Origin of the sequence: Desulfovibrio oxyclinae DSM 11498, from assembly GCF_000375485.1 — a bacterium.
GTDB classification, from domain to species: domain Bacteria; phylum Desulfobacterota; class Desulfovibrionia; order Desulfovibrionales; family Desulfovibrionaceae; genus Pseudodesulfovibrio; species Pseudodesulfovibrio oxyclinae.
The window spans coordinates 51044-68129 of sequence record NZ_AQXE01000014.1; the positions used below are offsets into that span (position 1 = coordinate 51044).

Annotated in this window: 17 protein-coding genes; 5 read left to right on the forward strand and 12 right to left on the reverse strand. The window is 62.6% G+C overall.

Annotated features, from left to right (window positions below; all coding sequences use genetic code 11):
• Window positions 1-7 precede the first annotated feature (7 nt).
• Window positions 8-1300 (reverse strand): phenylacetate--CoA ligase family protein, encoded by a 1293-nt coding sequence (locus tag B149_RS0114160; RefSeq protein ID WP_018125827.1) that lies wholly within the window; start codon window positions 1298-1300, stop codon window positions 8-10.
• A gap of 197 nt (window positions 1301-1497) precedes the next feature.
• Here B149_RS0114160 and B149_RS0114165 point away from each other — a divergent pair, with 197 nt between their 5' ends.
• A complete protein-coding gene (locus tag B149_RS0114165; RefSeq protein WP_018125828.1) occupies window positions 1498-2262 on the forward strand; it encodes a prepilin peptidase in 765 nt (254 codons plus the stop codon).
• A 3-nt stretch (window positions 2263-2265) separates the two neighbouring features.
• Here the strand turns inward: B149_RS0114165 and B149_RS0114170 are convergent, their stop codons facing one another.
• Entirely contained in the window at window positions 2266-3438 is a 1173-nt protein-coding gene (locus tag B149_RS0114170) for a BaiN/RdsA family NAD(P)/FAD-dependent oxidoreductase (RefSeq protein ID WP_018125829.1), read from the reverse strand.
• Between the two features lie 333 nt (window positions 3439-3771).
• On the opposite strand from B149_RS0114170, the gene B149_RS0114185 reads away from it, so the two are divergent.
• From B149_RS0114185 to purN, 3 genes are all read left to right on the forward strand, one after another.
• Window positions 3772-4539 (forward strand): exodeoxyribonuclease III, encoded by a 768-nt coding sequence (locus B149_RS0114185; protein WP_018125832.1) that lies wholly within the window; start codon window positions 3772-3774, stop codon window positions 4537-4539.
• A gap of 69 nt (window positions 4540-4608) precedes the next feature.
• Window positions 4609-5139, forward strand: a complete 531-nt coding sequence (locus B149_RS0114190) for a hypothetical protein (protein ID WP_018125833.1) — start codon at window positions 4609-4611, stop codon at window positions 5137-5139.
• Between the two features lie 13 nt (window positions 5140-5152).
• The gene (gene purN / locus B149_RS0114195; protein WP_018125834.1) at window positions 5153-5860 is read left to right on the forward strand and encodes a phosphoribosylglycinamide formyltransferase; all 708 of its coding nucleotides are present in this window, start codon (window positions 5153-5155) and stop codon (window positions 5858-5860) included.
• A 98-nt stretch (window positions 5861-5958) separates the two neighbouring features.
• Here the strand turns inward: purN and larB are convergent, their stop codons facing one another.
• The 4 genes from larB to B149_RS17400 form a co-directional block, all read right to left on the reverse strand.
• On the reverse strand, window positions 5959-6708 hold the full coding sequence (gene larB, locus B149_RS0114200; RefSeq protein ID WP_018125835.1) for a nickel pincer cofactor biosynthesis protein LarB: 750 nt from the start codon (window positions 6706-6708) through the stop codon (window positions 5959-5961).
• Window positions 6698-7543, reverse strand: coding sequence for an ATP-dependent sacrificial sulfur transferase LarE (larE, locus tag B149_RS0114205; RefSeq protein WP_018125836.1), 846 nt, complete (start codon window positions 7541-7543; stop codon window positions 6698-6700). The genes larB and larE overlap by 11 nt, the downstream gene beginning before the upstream one ends.
• Window positions 7544-7551: 8 nt before the next feature.
• Window positions 7552-8736 (reverse strand): nickel pincer cofactor biosynthesis protein LarC, encoded by a 1185-nt coding sequence (gene larC, locus B149_RS0114210; RefSeq protein ID WP_018125837.1) that lies wholly within the window; start codon window positions 8734-8736, stop codon window positions 7552-7554.
• Window positions 8737-8820: 84 nt separating this feature from the next.
• Window positions 8821-9963 carry an aldo/keto reductase gene (locus B149_RS17400; RefSeq protein WP_040372939.1) on the reverse strand — a complete coding sequence of 381 codons (1143 nt, stop codon included), beginning with the start codon at window positions 9961-9963 and terminating at the stop codon, window positions 8821-8823.
• A gap of 527 nt (window positions 9964-10490) precedes the next feature.
• Between B149_RS17400 and B149_RS0114220 the strand changes: the two genes are divergently transcribed.
• Window positions 10491-11321, forward strand: coding sequence for an AraC family transcriptional regulator (locus B149_RS0114220; RefSeq protein WP_018125839.1), 831 nt, complete (start codon window positions 10491-10493; stop codon window positions 11319-11321).
• Between the two features lie 7 nt (window positions 11322-11328).
• Here B149_RS0114220 and lipA read toward each other — a convergent pair whose 3' ends face one another.
• The 6 genes from lipA to cobI are packed head-to-tail and all read right to left on the reverse strand — an operon-like array spanning window position 11329 to window position 17076.
• Complete coding sequence (lipA, locus tag B149_RS0114225) at window positions 11329-12207, reverse strand: lipoyl synthase (protein ID WP_026167626.1); 879 nt, start codon at window positions 12205-12207, stop codon at window positions 11329-11331.
• Complete coding sequence (gene lipB / locus B149_RS0114230; protein WP_018125841.1) at window positions 12131-12796, reverse strand: lipoyl(octanoyl) transferase LipB; 666 nt, start codon at window positions 12794-12796, stop codon at window positions 12131-12133. The genes lipA and lipB overlap by 77 nt, the downstream gene beginning before the upstream one ends.
• A complete protein-coding gene (locus B149_RS17405) occupies window positions 12793-13935 on the reverse strand; it encodes a small ribosomal subunit Rsm22 family protein (protein ID WP_018125842.1) in 1143 nt (380 codons plus the stop codon). Before B149_RS17405 ends, lipB begins: the two co-directional genes overlap by 4 nt.
• A complete protein-coding gene (locus B149_RS0114240) occupies window positions 13925-15472 on the reverse strand; it encodes an ASKHA domain-containing protein (RefSeq protein WP_018125843.1) in 1548 nt (515 codons plus the stop codon). Before B149_RS0114240 ends, B149_RS17405 begins: the two co-directional genes overlap by 11 nt.
• 60 nt (window positions 15473-15532) lie before the next feature.
• The gene (locus B149_RS0114245) at window positions 15533-16330 is read right to left on the reverse strand and encodes a sirohydrochlorin cobaltochelatase (RefSeq protein WP_018125844.1); all 798 of its coding nucleotides are present in this window, start codon (window positions 16328-16330) and stop codon (window positions 15533-15535) included.
• Complete coding sequence (cobI, locus tag B149_RS0114250; protein WP_018125845.1) at window positions 16327-17076, reverse strand: precorrin-2 C(20)-methyltransferase; 750 nt, start codon at window positions 17074-17076, stop codon at window positions 16327-16329. Before cobI ends, B149_RS0114245 begins: the two co-directional genes overlap by 4 nt.
• Window positions 17077-17086 lie beyond the last annotated feature (10 nt).

Below are 17086 nucleotides of genomic sequence, written 5' to 3' on the forward strand. Positions count from 1 at the left end.
GGTTGGATCAGGTATCGGCCCTGTCGTCCTGCACGCGCTTGGTCTTGCCGAAACTGCGTGGAAGCTCGCCGGGGTTGACGATCTGTACTTCGCTGCGAACGAGGATGTGCTTTCTGATCTCGTCGCCCACGGCCCGCGCCAGCGCCTGATCGCTGTCGGCGCTTTCCCCTGGCCTGCGTTCCACGCGCACGGCCATGTGGTCCAGCCCGTCGCGGCGGGTGAGCTGAATGAGGTATTCGGCGGAGACGCCGGGCACGTGTCCCAGCACTTCGGCGATCTGGCCGGGGTAGATGTTCACGCCGCGGAAGATGAACATGTCGTCCGAGCGGCCAAGAATTTTGTCGTGACGCGGCATGGAAACGCCGCAGTCGCAAGTGCCGGGGATCAGGCGCGTCAGGTCGCGGGTGCGATAACGGATCAGCGGGGAGGCTTCCTTGGAAAGGGTGGTGACCACCATCTCGCCCACTTCGCCCGGTGCCACGGGTTGCAGGGTGTTCGGGTCGAGAATCTCCAGAATGTAGATGTCCGCCCAGTAGTGGACGCCGTCGTGGGCGGGACAGTCCAGCCCCGCGCCCGGACCGTAAAGTTCGGTCATACCCGTGATGTCGAAGCTGTCTTCCAGTCCCAGCGCTTCGCCGAACTGCTTGCGCATCTTCTCGGAGTGCGCCTCGCCGCCGAAGATGGCCTTCTTGAGGGAGATGCGCTCCAGCAGGCCGTTCTTCTGCACTTCCTCGCCCATGAGCAGGGCCATGGAGGCCGTGGAACACAGGCAGGTGGGGCTTAGATCTTCCAGAATCTGAAGCTGGATTTCCAGCATCCCCGGGCCGATGGGCAGGGCCATGGCCCCGAAATGTTCACAGCCGAGCTGAAAACCGGCGCCGGCGGTCCAGAGCCCGTAGCCCACGCATATCTGTACACGATCCTCCACGGTCAGTCCGGCCAGCTCGTAGCAGCGGGCGAACATGTGCTTCCAGGTGTCGATGTCGCGCTGGGTGTAGCTGAGAATCTTGCGCTTGCCCGTGGTGCCGCTGGAGCCGTGGATGCGCACCACGTCCGCCTCGGGCACGGCCAGCAGCGGCAGGGGGTACCCCGCCTTGAGGTCCTCCGCCGTGGTGAAGGGCAGTTTGGTGATGTCGTCCAGGGAGGTGACGTCGCCCGGCTCCACTCCGGCCTCGCGCAGTTTCGCCTCGTAGAAGGGGCTGTTCTCGAACGAGTGCTTCACGGTCCACTGAAGCCCCCTGCTCTGGATGTCGGCGATTTCGTCTTGCGAAAGGTGCGGTATGAATCGATGCTCGGACATGGTCTCCCTCGAATGATTCCGTGTGGACCCGGCTTGTGCGCGGGCTGGAAATGAAGTAGCCAAAATGGCGAGAACGTCCGGGAGCCGCGTGGTGGTCCCGGCGGTCGGAGGGGGCAGTGCGCAAAGCTTGCGGTATCGACTGCCCGCTACGCGCCATTCATGCATAATTCCGACGCATTCATCAAGTGGGAAGCCTCATGCCGTCACCGGATGCCATACCCGAAACACTGTGGATCGCCCTGCCGTTCGCCATGGTCGCAGGGCTGTTTCTCGGCAGTCTGTGCACCCTTTTCGTGCATCGCTACGTGGAGGAAAAGCCGCTGCTGTCGCCGTTTCGCTTCCCCATGCCGCTTCGCTGGCTCTTTTCGCCCGCTCCCGCTGGCAACCCGGAGCGGCCCCACGGACCGGCCATCGAGGTAACCTTTGTGCTCTGGGCGGCCGCGCTCTCACTCAAATTCGGGCTGTCGTGGTTCTGGCTGGCGAACATGGTTTTCGGCGCGCTGTTCATCTTCGGCAGCTTCGTGGACCTGCGAACGTTCATCCTGCCGGATCGCGTGACGCTCGGCGGTTTCGTGCTGGCGATCGCCTACAAGGCCATTGTCGGCCTGCATCTCGGCAATATCCTGATGCCGCTCAAACCCGCGCTTCTGGGTGCGGGGTTCGCCGCCGGACTGTTCTGGGTCATGCAGCGGGTCTACCGCATCGTGCGAAAAGAAGAAGGCCTCGGCACCGGCGACGTGAAGCTCATGCTGCCGGTGGGGGCGCTCGTGGGGCCGGCGGGGCTGCCATTCACCATTCTCGCCGCCGCGCTCGGCGCCATGGTCGGCAGTTTCATCTACATGCGACTGCCCGGTTCATCCGGCTTCAAGACCAGAATTCCCTTTGGCCCCTTCCTGTGTTTCGGTGCCATGCTTTACATCCTCGTGGGGGAAGCGGCCATGCGCTGGTACGTCTCCCTGTAGCGATCAATCTTCACCGAGAGCCTGTGCGCAGGCGTGCGCCGAGGCCCATGCCCACTGGAGATTGTAGCCGCCGAGCCGCCCCGTTACGTCCAGCACCTCGCCGATGAAATACAGTCCCGGCACCTTCCCGCATTCGAAAGTCTTGGAAGAAATTGCGTCCGTGTCCACTCCGCCCGCCGTGACTTCAGCCTTGGTGTAGCCTTCGGTTCGGCGTGGAAGCAGCTCGCGGCGGTGCAGCAGGTCGGCGGCCCGTGTCGCATCTTCTTTTGACAGTTCGGCCAGCGGCCTGCGTATCAGGGTGTCCGGCAGCAGGGCGACGCACCGCTTCGGCAGATGCTTTTCCAGCAGTTTCCCCAGCTTCATGGGACCGCGATTGTTCTCGACGAGTTCGGTAAGCTGTTGACCGGGAAGAAAATCCACAATGAGCGGGGCGCCAGGCTTCCAGTGCAGGGATGCCTGCATGGGAGCGGGGCCGGAGATGCCCTTGTGCGTGAACAGCAGGTCGTCGAGGTGGACGGTTCCGCCGGTCTCGATCCGTGCGGGAAGCGCGGTCCCGGCGAGTGAGCGGCACAGTTCGGCATCAGGAGCGGAGAGCTCGAATCCCACCAGCGCGGGGCGGGGCTTGATGACCTTCAGGCCGTACTGCCGGGCGATGTCGAATCCGAGACTGCTGGCTCCGGCCTGCGGCCACGACGGTGCGCCAAGCGCCACCACGAGCTTCGAGGCGGTGTACTCCGCGCCCTTGAAGCGCACGGTGAACGGCCCTTCGCCGAAAACGGCGTCGATGCTGCCGTTGAGAACGATTTCGACCCCCGCCTTTTTGGCGCGGTCCACCAGTTCCCCGGCGAGCTTGCCGGCCTTTTCCACGCAGAAAAGCTGCCCTGCGGTCTTTTCCTCGTAGCTTAGCCCGCATTCCGAGAAAAAGGCCACCACATCCCACGGCGTGTGGCGGGCCAGCGCGGATTTGCAGAAGTGCGGGTTGGCGCAGAGGTAGTCCTCCGGGCCGGTCTCCAGATTGGTGAAGTTGCAGCGGCCGCCGCCCGAAACGCGGACCTTCATGGCGGGCTTCTGCCCATGGTCGAGCACGGTGACGCTCTGACCCGAGCGGGCCGCGTGGATGGCGCAATACAGGCCGGATGCCCCGGCTCCGAGGATGATGACGTCGCTTTCTGGCATGGCGGATTTGTACGGCAGGGGGCCGCCGCTGGCAAGCGGGAACGCGTTTGCCTTTCAGCGTCGCGGGTGCTTTTCAACCATGGAAAGTTTTGTTATGGAGTTCGGACTTATGGCGTAGATTCGCCGCAATCGAGGAGGGTAAGGCTTATGATGGGTTTCTTTTGGTTTTTTCTGGGTCTGATCGCCGTCATCGCCACGTTGGTAATGATCAAGGTCAGCACGCCCAACGAAGACTAGGACTGGTCGCCCGGTGACGGGCGAAGCATCTTTTCCGCAAGGGAGCCGTCCCCGAATTGGCGGGGGTGGTTCCCTTGCGTGTTCCCGGGAGGCCGGATGATCATCTATTCGTGGAACGTGAACGGTTATCGCGCCGTGCTCAAGAAGGGCTTCGAGGACTGGCTGGATGCCTGTGGTGGTGACGTGGTCATGCTACAGGAGACCAAGGCGCATCCCGACCAGCTCACGGAAGAGGGCAGGGCTCCGGAATCCTACGAGCATCACTACTGGAACTGGGCCACGGTCAAGAAAGGATACTCCGGCACCGCCTGCTTTTCCCGCCCGGAACCGCTCTCCGTGCACTACGGTCTTCCCGACGAAGCCTATCAGGGCGAAGGGCGCGTGGTGCGGCTGGAATATCCCGAATTCTGGCTCTTCAACATCTACTATCCCAACGGGCAGATGTCCGACGAACGCCTCGGCTACAAGATGGGTTTTTACGACGCGTTTCTGGCCCACGCCGAAGAGCTGCGCAAGGACAAGCCCATCGTGGTCGGCGGCGACTTCAATACCGCTCACACCGAGATCGACCTCAAGAATCCCAAGTCCAACTCCGAGCGCTCCGGGTTTCTGCCCGAGGAACGGCAGTGGCTCGACAAGTTCATCGAGCACGGCTATGTGGACACCTTCCGTATGTTCGAGGACGGACCGCACCACTACACGTGGTGGTCGTACCGCTTCAATGCCCGCAAGAACAACGCGGGGTGGCGCATAGATTATTTTTTTGTCTCCGAGGAACTGCGCGAGAAGGTGCTGCGCTCGTGGATAGAGCCGGATGTCATGGGCTCCGACCATTGTCCCATCGGCATTGAACTGGACCTTTAGAGGGCCGGGGTTTTTCTTGAGCATCCCGTCCGCTTGCATTACAAGGACCGCACGCAAGCGGGGGAAGACATGAACAGGATGCTTTTCAAAGGGCTGCTCGCGGCCCTGATTCTTTGCACCGTGCTGAGCGGCTGCCTGCCCGCATCGGTGGAGCCGATGGTCTACGAAGACGCCGTCGGGCTGCCGGAAAGCTGGCTCGGCGAATGGCAATACGTCGCCGTAAGCGACGAATCCCCCGGCGACTGTGGTGTCGACCCCGTAGTGGTCATCGGCAGAAGCGGACCCGAGTGGCACGCCCAGGCCTTCGGTTGCGGGGAGAGCTACGGCGGCAGGTTCGTGGCTTCAAAGGTGCCCGGCACGGACATCCGGGTCCTGAGCTTTTCGCGGTTCACCGTCGATGGCGACGGCGGCAGCGAAGACTTCAAAAACGTTTTCTTTCTGGCACGCAAGCGGGGAGACCGGCTCTATTGCTGGGACCTGTTGCACGCCGGACTCGGGACCCTGCCATGGGGGAACAAGGAAGTCCGTCACTGGCTGGAAACCAAGGGCCTGGAGCTGGCCGACGACAAGGCCGGACTGGTTTTTCAACGCACGCATTAAGGGAGATTCCGACATGGCGCTGCCCCTAGCAGTTCTCGTCTCGGGCGGAGGGTCCAACCTTCAGTCCATCATAGACCGCATCGAGGAGGGCTCGCTCGACGCGGAAGTCCGGCTGGTCATTTCCAACAAGGCGGGAGCTTACGGCATCACCCGCGCCCGCAACAACGGCATCCCCACCAAGGTCATGTCCCATAAGGACTACGCCAGCCGCGAAGCCTTTGACCGGGACATGGTCGCGGCCATGCGCGAACACGGCGTCACCGCCCCCGAGGGGGCCGTTGTCATGGCGGGCTTCATGCGCATCGTCACTCCGGAGTTGCTGGATGCCTTTCCCGACCGCGTGGTGAATATCCATCCCGCGCTCCTGCCGAGCTTTCCCGGCATCCACGGGCAGGGCGACGCTGCCGAATACGGAGTGAGGATCTCCGGCTGCACGGTTCACTTCGTGGACGAGAAAATGGATAATGGACCGATCATCATTCAGGCCGCCGTTCCGGTGCAGGCGGGTGAAGACGGCGATTCCCTCGGCCCGCGCATCCTCAAGCTCGAACACCGCATCCTGCCGCAGGCCCTGCAGTGGCTGGCGGAAGAGCGGCTGACCGTGGACGGGCGGCATGTCCATGTGAAAGTCGGCCCCAAGCCGCTTGCTGCCCAGCCTCGGGCCGATTCGGAGCCCTCGGCGCCCGCTCTTGTCTGGCCGCCGCTTGAGGAAGGATTCTAGCAGACGACTCTCAGACGCAATGCAAAGAGGCCGGGACGAACCAAGGTTCGTCCCGGCCTCTTTGCCGTTCGCAATGCGCTCGGCGGGAAAAGGTTCGCTCAGGAGCCGAGATTGTTGATTTTACAGGCTGCGCAGGCAGCGCCGAAGCCGTTGTCTATGTTGACCACGCTCACGCCGCTGGCGCATGAGGTGAGCATTCCGAGCAGCGCGGACAGGCCCGAGAATGACGCCCCGTAGCCGACCGAAGTCGGCACTGCGATGATGGGCTGCGAGACAAGGCCGCCGACCACGCTGGCCAGCGCGCCCTCCATTCCCGCGATGACGATGATCACCCGCGCCTTTCGGAGCTGTTCGACGCGCTCCAGCAGGCGGTGAATGCCCGCGACTCCCACGTCACAGACAATGGAGGCGTGGCTGCCGAGCATCCGGCAGGTGTCAAGCGCCTCTTCGGCCACGGGCAGATCGGACGTGCCCGCGGTGACGATGGCGATTTCCCCGTCCCGGTATTCCACCGGCGTGCGGGTCAGGGTCAGGGTGCGGCCCGCGGCGTTGTGTTCGGCGTCCGGACAGACCCGCAACACGTGCTCGGCCATTTCCGCAGAGACGCGGGTGGCCAGAATGTTGGTGTGATCTCCCATTCTGGTGAAAATTTCGCCGACCTGTTCCGGGGTCTTGCCTTCGCCGTAGATCACTTCAGGAAATCCGTTTCGTAAAGGGCGGTGCAGATCGAACTTGGTGTGCCCCAGATCCATGTACGGCAGGTCGCGCAGTCTGTCGGCCCCGTGCTCCACGGTTACCTTGCCGTCCCGGATGTCCTCAAGCAGCCTGGTCAGCGCATCATTCGTCATTTGCGGCGTCCTCTTCGTGCGCGTCACGCGTCACTTCGTTCATGTTGCCCATGCGGTAGCCAGCAAGATCCACGGAAACGTGACGATAGCCCAGCTCCTTGAGGGCGAGGTCTATCCGCTCGCGAAGCCCGGAGTCGAGACAGGCCGTGATATCCTCCGGCGGCAGCTCCAGACGGGCCAAGGGACCGTGGCTGCGAAGTCGAACCGCCGCGAAGCCGATGGACTTCAGAAAGGCCTCGCCCCGGTCGATGCGTTCAAGCTCGCTTTCCTCCACGAGAGTGTCGTGGGGGAGGCGCGTCATGAGACAGGCGGCGGCCGGTTTGTCCCACGTGGCAAGGCCCAGCGCGCGGGAGTGATCGCGAATGTCCTGCTTGGTCATTCCCGCCTCAAGCAGGGGGCTGCGTATCCCGAGTTCCTTGATGGCCCTGCGTCCGGGCCGGTGATCGCCAAGGTCGTCGCGGTTGCTGCCGTCAAGAATATGCTCGATGCTTTGCTCTTCGGCCAGCCGGACAAGCTCGCCAAACAGCACTTTCTTGCACAAATAGCATCGCTGTGGCGGATTCTGTCTGATGCTGTCCGGCATGGCCATTTCGATAACCCTGTGCGGAACGCCCAGCTCCCTGCACATCTGTGCCGAGAACGCGACTTCGGATTCGGGGAAGAAGGGCGTGTCAAACGTCACCGCCAAGGCATTTTCGCCGAGGGCCTCGTGCGTGGCGTGAAGCAGCAGGGCGCTGTCCACTCCGCCCGAGAACGCCAAGATGGCGCGTTTCATGGAACGAAGTTCCCCGACAAGCCGGGCGTACTGCTCCTTCTGTCCTGCCGTGAGTGTCATGCGCCTTCCTATTCAAGCCTGCCGATGACGGCGTAGATTTCGGCCAGTGGGAGATCATGCTTCCGGGCCAGTTCGCGGCAGTCCTCGTATTCCGGTTTGGACCGGATGACCTTGCCGTCCAGCAAGGTCCGTTTCATGCTCACCGGTCCCAGAGGGGTTTCCAGTGTGTCGAATCGCCGTTGAAGGGCGGTCTTGTCCAGTGCGAAGCTCTTGACGCCGAGCGTGGTGGTGTGCCGGAACAGCAGCTCCTTGAAGCGCGGCTCCTCGTTTTCGGCGCAAAGCAGGGAGACCATGGTGGCCGGGCGGTTTTTCTTCATCATCACGGAGGAAAAGTGGATGTCCATGGCGCCTTCATCCATGAGCAGTTCCATGGCGTGGCCGAGCGCTTCTCCGGTCATGTCGTCGATGTTGCATTGCAGCAGCCGGGCCCGGCTGCCGTCACTGTGGTCCTGCTCTTCAACTTTCGCCAGATGGACACGCAGCAGGTTGGGGCGCGTGGTCTCGCGGTGGCCGACGCCGTAGCCCGTTCGGGTGACGGTCATGGTCGGCGTGGTGATGAATTCGTCCGTCAGGGCTGCGATGATGGCCGCGCCCGTCGGGGTGGTAGCCTCATGGTCGGTGTTGCCGCGGGAGGTCGGCACGTTCTGCAGAATTTCCACCGTGGCTGGGGCCGGAACAGGCATTTCACCGTGGGCGCACCGCACAAAACCGCCGCCCAGTTCCACGGGCGCCGCCCATACCGCGTCCACGTCGAGCTGGTGGTAGCAGATGGCCGCGCCCACGATGTCCACGATGGAATCGGTTGCACCGACCTCGTGAAAATGCACCTCGTCCACTGCCTTGCCGTGGACCTTGGCCTCGGCTTCGGCCACCCGGCGGAAGATGCGCAGGCTGGTTTTCTTGACCGCATCCTGCAGGCCGCTGGACATGATGATTTTACGGATATCGGCAAACGTGCGGTGATGGCCGTGCCCGTGATGATGATCGTGCCCGGCCGACAGGTTTACGTCCGCGCGGGTTCCTCGGATGCCGTTTCGCATTTCCTCGGAGATGACCAGCTGGAATTCCCGACTCAGGCCGAGCTTGTCCAGCTCCGCCGAAAGGTGTGCCGGTTCAACGCCCAGGTCGATCATGGCGGCAAGGTTCATGTCGCCGCTCAGCCCGGCGAAGCAGTCATAGTAGAGTATGTTCATCAATCTTTTCCATGCCGTATCAGTCTCCGCGGCGAGCGGGCGGTATGCGCGCCCGCTTGCCGCGAAAACGGAATTCGACGGTTCCTATTCAAACTCGCTGACGACCTGCTTCAGAACCTCGGGAATGTCGATGTTCTGCGGACATTTCTCTATGCATTCGCCGCACTCCACGCACTGGGAGGCATAGCCGGGGTTGCGCTGCAGCACCGTTCCTTCGGCAAAGATGCCGTACATCCGCTTGGCCTCAGTGAAGTCGAACATCTGCGACTTGTTCAGGAGGTCGAAGCAGGTGGGAATCTGCACCTCGGCGGGGCAGGGCATACAGTAGCCGCAGCCGGTACAGCCGACCCGCATCAGCTTACGGTAGGTGTCGGCCACGCGGCGGCACAGGTCCAGCTCGCCGGTGGTCATGGAGTTGGCTTCGGCGTCGCTCGCGATTTCCATGTTCTGGCGCACGTGCGCTTCCTCGTTCATGCCGGACAGCACGACGGTGACTTCCGGATGGTTCCAGACCCAGCGCAGAGCCCATTCCACGGGCGGACGCTTGGTGTCGGCGAGATCCCAGATGTCGGCCACGGCCTGCGGCGGCGTGGGCAGTCCGAGGTTGCCGCCGCGCAGCGGTTCCATGACGATGACGCCCATATCCTTGGACGCCGCGTATTCAAGGCCCTTTTTTCCGGCCTGAAACTCCGTGTCGAGCAGGTTATACTGAATCTGGCAGAAAACCCACGGATAGTCATCGACGATAGGCTGAAAATCCTCGGCAAGACCGTGGAAGGAGAAGCCTGCATTGACGATGCGACCGTCCTTTCTGGCCTTGTTCAGGAAATCGATGACGCCGAGCTTCTTGATGGATTCCCATGACGGACCCGAAAGCGCATGGATGAGGTAGTAGTCGATGTGGTCGGTGCCGAGCTTTTCCAGCTGCGCGTTCAGGAAGGAGTCCATGTCTTCGCGGGTCTTGATCATCCACGTCGGCAGCTTGGTGGCAATCTTGACCTTGTCGCGATATCCGTCCTTCAGGGCTTTGCCAAGCAGCGGCTCGCTCTCGCCGTCGTGATACGGCCAGGCGGTGTCGAGATAGTTCACGCCCTCGTCAATGGCCGTGCGGATCTGGGAAATGGCCCGCTCCTCGTCGATCTTGCCGTCGACCATGGGCATACGCATGCAGCCGAAGCCCAGCGCGGAAAGACTGTCGCCGTTTTGGGGCATTGTTCTGTATAGCACTCTTGCCTCCTTGCAGTGTGGATATTGAGTCGGCCGGAGCGCGTCCGGTCGGTGTGGGTATTCTGTAGCCGTATTGGTCAAAACCTGCATGCCTCACCGTGGCGAATTTTTGCCTGATCCTCCGAAGGGGGCGGTCCCGGATGGCGGCGCAAAACGGCATCCTAAATGATTCGCGCCGGAAAATACATAACCGGAAAAAGGCTCACGCCGAGAGTGTGGTGCTTGCAACCGGTTGCTTTGAAGGGCTGGGAAGGATTGATCGTGGCGCACATGTGAGCTTTACGTATTCATACGGCCAAAGAGCGGTAGCTGTATAGACTGATCCTCTTTCATTCTTGCCCGATATTCCGGGATGTGGGCCTTGTTGCTTGCCCGGCGGATGATGAGTCTGCTATCGAACCCTTCAAAGGAGAATGGTGATGAGCGATACTCGCGATGGTCAGGTGGCTGCGACACGCAGCAGGTTGGCGGAACATATTTCTCGCTGGGCCCGGCAGAGTGGGCACATGCCGTCGGAGGTTCCGGGCATGATCTTTTTTCGATACGACGAACCGACCCAACCCAAGAGCGCCATGTACGACCCGAGCATCTGCCTTGTGGCGCAGGGGGCCAAACGTGTGCGCCTTGGTGACGAGGAGTACGTGTATGACGAGAATCACCTGCTGGTCAGCTCCGTGGGAATGCCGGTGGTGAGCAACGTCATTGAAGCGAGTCCGGATGTGCCGCTGCTGGGGCTGGTGCTCAGGCTGGACCTAGCCATGCTGGCCCAGTTGCTGGTGGACAACGACCTGCCTGACGCGCGGGCCAGCCGCTCCGGCAGGGGCATGGCGGTTTGCGAAGTCTCCGGGCCGCTTCTCGACAGTTTTCAGCGACTGGTGGAGTTGCAGGACGAACCGAGGGACATCCCCATTCTCGCGCCTTTGATTCACAAGGAGATTCTCTACCGTCTGCTCATGGGCGAACTCGGACCGCGATTGCGGCAGATCGCCACGGCGGGCAGTCACGGGCAGGAGATCGCCCGGGCCATCGGCTGGCTGAAGGACAACTACGCCAAGCCTGTTCGGGTGGAAGGTCTGGCAAGGGAGAGCGGCATGAGTGTGTCCACGTTCCATCATCATTTCCGCGCCATGACTGCCATGAGTCCGCTCCAGTTCCAGAAATGGCTCAGGCTCAACGAGGCAAGGCGCCTCATGCTCACGGAAAATCAGGACGCCACCACCGCCGCCCTGCAGGTGGGGTACGAAAGCCCGTCGCAGTTCAGCCGGGAGTACAAGCGCCAGTTCGGCGCTCCCCCGCTGCGCGACATCAAGAACCTGAACCTCGGCGGCCAGCCGGAAGCAGTCTCCGGCGCGGCGTGATGAAGCCTTACTTCTTCCCCACGAACCGGCTCGCGTTGTAACTCGAACGTACAAGCGGAGCCGAGAACATGTGCGGGATGCCTTTGGCTTCACCCGCGGCCGCGAATTCGTCGAAGTGTGCCGGGGGCACGTAACGTCTGACCGGCGGGTGATCCTTGGTGGGGCGCATGTACTGGCCGATGGTCACGATGTCGCAGTCCACGGCCGCCAGATCGTCGAGCACGCGCATGACTTCCGTGTCCTCTTCGCCAAGTCCGAGCATGAGCCCGCTCTTGGTGGGAATGTCCGGGGCAATCTCCTTGGATCGCCTCAGCACTTCGAGGCTCTGGGCGTAGTCCGCCTGCGGGCGGATGCTCTCATACAGGCGGGGCACGGTCTCCACGTTGTGGTTCATGATATCCGGCCGTTCGTCCAACACCGTGCGCAAAGCCTGTTTCTCACCCTGAAAATCCGGAATGAGCACTTCCACGCTGGCATCGGGGAGCTTTTCGCGCACCGCGCGGATGGTGGCTGCGAAATGTGACGCGCCGCCGTCGGGCAGGTCGTCGCGCGTGACCGAGGTGATGACCACGTGCCGTAGTTCCAGCCGTTCGGCTGCTTCAGCCACGCGGCCCGGCTCGGTCGGGTCTAATGGTTCGAGGTCGCCGGAGGTGATGTTGCAGAAGCGGCAGTTGCGCGTGCAGATGCCGCCCATGATGAGGAATGTGGCTACCTTTTTGCCGAAGCATTCCCATGTGTTGGGGCACTTGGCGCTCTGGCAGACGGTGTTGAGGCCCAGATCGCGGATCAGGCTGGAGGTGCAGGAGTAGTTATTGCCCTGCGGCAGCTTGGTCCTGAGCCACGGCGGAATCCGCAAAGGTTTTTCTGAATTCTTCGGCGAAGACATTCTTGACTTCCTCGACGCTTATTTCCCTTCCGGCCTCGGCGCTCATGGACGTGGGGGACGCGCCCTGTATGCCGCAAAGGGTGATGAGATTGAAAAGGCTCACGTCCGAGCCGACGTTGAGGGCCAGCCCGTGATAGGTGACCCATTTGCGCACGCCGATGCCCATGGAGCATATTTTGCGGGTCTCGTCCACCCAGACGCCGGGGTGCCCCTCGCGTCTGGCGCAGCGGATGCCGAAAGCCGCGCAGGTATCGATGACGGCCTGCTCCATGTCGTGAAAGAAGGCCCGCATACCGCCGGGCCGCTTCTCCACGCGCCATATTGGATAGGCCACGAGCTGGCCGGGGAAGTGGCAGGTGATGTTGCCGCCCCGCGCGGTCTGGGCGGCTTCGATGCCCTGTTCGGCCAGATAGCTCTCCGGCACGTGCAGATTTTCCCCGCCGCCCTGTCTGCCGTAGGTGATTACCTTGGGGTGCTCCAGCAGGTACAGAGTGTTCTCGCGCTCGCCGTCGATGACGGACTGCAGCGTTTCCAGTTGCAGCGCTTCAGCGTCCTTGTAGGAAATGAGGCCAAGATCCTTGATGATCATTTCTTCGGCGTTTTCTTTTTAAAGTTCACGGGTAGTTCCGCAGCGCCGGATTTGGGGTCGAAGGAGTCTTGCTCGGGCCAGCGGGCGGTGATGGACTGTCCGGGGAAAAGCGTCGGGGTGCCGCCGGGGTAGCGCAGCAGGGTCAGGCCGCGCGCCGCGCATCCGTACTGGGCCTTGCCGCCCTCCACGTCAAAGGGTTCGGAGACCGCCCGCACCATTTGCTCCGGCGGCTGAAAGTCGCGGGTCATGTACAGCAGGTTCAGGCTGACGCTCTTCTTGGTCAGCCGAGCCTTGCGGGTGATGTCCTCCAGCCACTGCGGCGCGCCGTTCACGTCGAAGTTGAAGTGGCACCAGCGGCCGTGGCTCGTGCCGGGCATGGGACACTCCTTCACGTGCGGGCACGGGGCCAGCGGCGCGAGTCCAGCGTCGATGAGTTGTTCGCGCATCAGGCTGATGATGCGTCCGGTGAGCCGCACGCCGGTTTCCACCACGAGCAGTTTTCCGTCCGGCTTCAGGCCGCCCGTCAGGGTTTTGGCCACTTTCTGGCCAAGGCTGTCGGCATTTTTTCCGGCCCAGTTCAGTTCGTTGAGCGTGTTGGCGGCGATGACCAGATCCGACTTCTCGCGGATCGGCTTGAGGATGTCGCCTTTGACCATCTTGATTTCCCACGGGCTGCCCGCTTCCATGGCCCGGTTCAGCGATTTGTAGACGTCCATGCCGGTGTGCATGGCGGCCGGGGCCTTGTCTATGCATATGAAGCGCAGCTTGCGTGAGCGCAGTTCCGGACGGGAAATCCAGAGGGCCAGCGGCGCGGTGAGCGGGCCAGAGCCAAGGTCGGTGATGGTTGCGCCCTCGGGCAGGTCCGGGGCGAGGCCGGTGAACAGCCGGGAGAGCCGGTACAGGTTCCACGGCAGGAAATAGTAGATATACGCGCCCAGATGCTTGCCTTCGCTCATGTACATCTTGCGCGCCTCGGCCCGGTCGGTGGTCAGCGCGGCGGACATGTCCCGAATATTGTTGGGCAGGAATTTGAAATGTTTGCCCTTGAGGGGGAACGCCTCGCGCAGGGCGGGGCCCACGTTGTCGAGAATCTGGGCGGTCTCATCGGGCAGCGGCGGGAAAAGTGTTTCAGCCCACATGGGTGAATCGCATCCTTTTGACGTATTCGTCAGTGAAATCGTTAGCCTCGGTCAGATCGAGGAGTCGTGTGTTTACCGGCAGTTCCAGCGCGCGCCGTCTGGCTTCTTCCGAGCGCAGGAGCAGCAGCGAGCCGCGCAGCGAGGTGTTCCCGGAGCGTTTGACCCGTCCGGCAGCGCCCGAGGGCAGGAAGCCGAGCCGCTCAAGGTCGCCTATGCCCACGTGTTCGCCAAGGGCCCCGGCAAGGTGGAAGGTCTTCAGCGCCGACGGACCGATCCCGGCTTCGCGAAGCAATGCGGAAACCGCCAGATCAAACGCCGCCTTCACTTTGAGGATTTCCTCCACGTCCGAGGCGGGCAGGAAAAGGCCGTCCCCGCAGTCGAAGGCGGGTTCGCCACGGTGCTTCACCACGTGCGCCGCAAATCGTGCGGCCAACGGTGTGGTTCCATGACCGAAACGGCCGGATTCGTCAAGCAGGCCGAGGGAAAGCAGATTGGCGCACAGGGAAAGATAGGCCGTGCCGGTCATGCCCGGATGTTCGGTCCGGCCGGGCAATCGGCGCGGGTGAAGTCCCTTGGGCGTCAGGTCGAATCCGGTGACGCTGCCCGGTCCTGCGGTGCGGCCGAAAGCCAGTCCGACGCCTTCCAGTGCGGGACCCATGGGGACACTGGCGATGAGCCGTTCTTTCGGAGAGAGAGCGAGCACGAATTCGCCGTTGGTGCCGAGGTCCGCCAGCAGGTAGGGATACTCCGGCGGCTGGCCGTTTATTTCCACGGCAAGGAGGCCCGCGCTGATGTCCGCTCCCACGAAGGGAGCGAGCAGTGGCGGAATATAGGCAACCGGAATGCCATCGGCGATGGTCCGTTCGTCGCCTCCACGGTATTCCAGACCGTAAGGCGCCGAGGAAAGTGGGCGAGGATCCATGCCGAGCAGCAGGTAGACCATGGCGGCGTTGCCGGAGATCACGAGCTTGCCACAACGTCCATCGGAGACTTCCTCCAGCGTGAGGACAAGCTTTCGGATGCGCCGGGAAACGAGATCGCACAGAGTCTGTGCGCCTTCGGGGGCGGCGGCGTGGGCCAGTCGCGACATGATTTCCGCGCCGAGGCCGTTTTGCGGATTGAGTTCGCCGCCTTCCGCGATCACCTCGTCGCCGGACGCGGCGGCCCAGTGCATGGTGGTGGTGCCCAGATCCACGGCCAGATCGAAGGATTCCAGTTTGGGGACGGCGCGCAGGCCGGTCCGGGCGGCCCGGACAGGTTCGGGAATATCCACGTCGCAGGGATTGGCCGGATGTAGACAGGCGAGCCTCCAGCCAGTGGCGAGTTCTTCGCGACTGAATCTGCGGCGATCCTCTGCGGCAGGCTTGGGCGGTTTGGAGCGAAAGCGCACCCGGCAGAGTCCGCAGCGGCCAAGGCCCGAGCAGAGCGGCACGCCCGCCCAGACGCCGGTCAGAAAGATGGCCTGTTCAAGGGTCGCGTCCGAGTTGGCCTCGGTGCGGACCACGTGTCCTTCGTGGGTACGGATGGATATGCTCATGCGAAAACTCCCGGTCCCCGAAGATGTACCCCGCCGGGGAGTTTCTGTAAACGCGCGCGGCTAGCGGCGGTCGAGAAAACCCATGGCGTCGGAGAGGTGATCCATCCAGATGCGGGCGAAAGCGTCGTATTCACCGAGGCCGCGTTTGACGCTTTCTACTTCGAATCCTTCGCTTTCCAGCCGGGTTTGCCACGAATCGTCGTGGTTGCCGCTCATATCCTCGGCCACGTGGTAGCCGGAGGCGAACATCAGCGGCTGGAGCGTCACGCGTTTAATGCCGGTTTCCCGAAAGCGCTTGATGACGGTGTCGAGGCTTGGTTCCAGTTTCATGGCTCCGAGGTGCGCGTGCGGCACGTGGTCGCGAAGATACTGGTCCAGATGCTGGTAGTAGCTGTGCCCGTGATGCCGGGAGCCGTGGGCCATGAGCAGCAGGGCGCTTGCCGGGTCGCCGTCGTCCGGAAATTCACTTTTTACCGCTTCGGCAACGCGTTGCATCTCATCCTCGGTTTCCGCGCCAAGAAGCGGCTCGCCCAGCTCCACGCGCGAGAACGCGCCTTTTTTCATGAACTTTCGGGCGGTGTGGCGCATCTTGTCGAAGCCCCCGCCGGGAATCACGTGCAGGGACTGGATAGCCACACGCTCCACGTCATCGTCGCTTAGGCGTGTCAGCACGTCTTCCAGCGATTCCACGTCATCGCCCTCGTCTTCCATCATCCGGCGGATGTGATGGGAGGCCACCACGGGTTCGAGACGCACGTCCGGCCAGCGCGCTCCGGCGCGGCGGATCATGCTGTTCATGGCGGCGGCCGCCTTGAGATGTCGGGAGCCGTAGGCGGCGAGGACGATGGCTGTGCTCATTCGGTGTTTCCTGATTCGCAGTCGCGGCCCGGGATGGTGCCCCGGTTCTTCTTGACGATGGCCAGCGAGAAGTAGTGCGGTTTGACGGGTGCGTCCTTGATGTCCATGAGCACGGATTCGCCTTCCATGCCCAAGCGGGATACCAGTACCGTGTCCTCCGCCAACCGGAGCTGTTCCAGCGTATCCCGTATGGCGGAAAAATTGCGGTAAGTCTTCATTATCACGGCATTGTCCGCCGAGTCCAGCGCCTGCTCCAGTTCTTCGGGGGAACACACGCCGGGGATGACCACGAGGTTCTCGCCGGATTCGCAGAGCGGAGCGCCCACCTTGGCGGCGGCAGCCTGATAGGAGGTAATGCCCGGCACGGTCTCGATGCGCGTGTCGGGCGCCATGTCCAGCAGGGTGCGCAGCAGGTAGCCGAAGGTGCTGTAGGTCAGCGGATCGCCGAGCGTCAGAAAGGCGGCGTTGCGACCGGAGGCGAGCACCTCGTCCACTTTCTGTGCGTTCTTTTCCCACGCGCGGCGAAGCTCCCCGCCCTCACGGGTCATGGGAAAGCCGAGCTGCACGATCTGCGCGTCCGGCTTCATGTGCGGACGGGCGATGCCCAGCGCGGTGGAGTAGTCGTTCTTGGTGGACGACGCGGCAAAGATCACGTCCGCGTCGCTCAGGACGCGTACGGCCTTGAAGGTCAGCAGTTCCGGGTCGCCGGGGCCGACCCCGACGCCGAAAAGGGTTCCTCGTTGCATGATATATCCT

Excerpts from the sequence above, each read along its gene's own strand:
- B149_RS0114160 (WP_018125827.1), bottom strand. The coding sequence starts at position 1,300 with ATGTCCGAGCATCGATTCATACCGCACCTTTCGCAAGACGAAATCGCC.
- B149_RS0114165 (WP_018125828.1), top strand. The coding sequence starts at position 1,498 with ATGCCGTCACCGGATGCCATACCCGAAACACTGTGGATCGCCCTGCCG.
- B149_RS0114170 (WP_018125829.1), bottom strand. The coding sequence starts at position 3,438 with ATGCCAGAAAGCGACGTCATCATCCTCGGAGCCGGGGCATCCGGCCTG.
- B149_RS0114185 (WP_018125832.1), top strand. The coding sequence starts at position 3,772 with ATGATCATCTATTCGTGGAACGTGAACGGTTATCGCGCCGTGCTCAAG.
- B149_RS0114190 (WP_018125833.1), top strand. The coding sequence starts at position 4,609 with ATGAACAGGATGCTTTTCAAAGGGCTGCTCGCGGCCCTGATTCTTTGC.
- purN (WP_018125834.1), top strand. The coding sequence starts at position 5,153 with ATGGCGCTGCCCCTAGCAGTTCTCGTCTCGGGCGGAGGGTCCAACCTT.
- larB (WP_018125835.1), bottom strand. The coding sequence starts at position 6,708 with ATGACGAATGATGCGCTGACCAGGCTGCTTGAGGACATCCGGGACGGC.
- larE (WP_018125836.1), bottom strand. The coding sequence starts at position 7,543 with ATGACACTCACGGCAGGACAGAAGGAGCAGTACGCCCGGCTTGTCGGG.
- larC (WP_018125837.1), bottom strand. The coding sequence starts at position 8,736 with ATGAACATACTCTACTATGACTGCTTCGCCGGGCTGAGCGGCGACATG.
- B149_RS0114220 (WP_018125839.1), top strand. The coding sequence starts at position 10,491 with ATGATCTTTTTTCGATACGACGAACCGACCCAACCCAAGAGCGCCATG.
- lipA (WP_026167626.1), bottom strand. The coding sequence starts at position 12,207 with ATGTCTTCGCCGAAGAATTCAGAAAAACCTTTGCGGATTCCGCCGTGG.
- lipB (WP_018125841.1), bottom strand. The coding sequence starts at position 12,796 with ATGATCATCAAGGATCTTGGCCTCATTTCCTACAAGGACGCTGAAGCG.
- B149_RS17405 (WP_018125842.1), bottom strand. The coding sequence starts at position 13,935 with ATGTGGGCTGAAACACTTTTCCCGCCGCTGCCCGATGAGACCGCCCAG.
- B149_RS0114240 (WP_018125843.1), bottom strand. The coding sequence starts at position 15,472 with ATGAGCATATCCATCCGTACCCACGAAGGACACGTGGTCCGCACCGAG.
- B149_RS0114245 (WP_018125844.1), bottom strand. The coding sequence starts at position 16,330 with ATGAGCACAGCCATCGTCCTCGCCGCCTACGGCTCCCGACATCTCAAG.
- cobI (WP_018125845.1), bottom strand. The coding sequence starts at position 17,076 with ATGCAACGAGGAACCCTTTTCGGCGTCGGGGTCGGCCCCGGCGACCCG.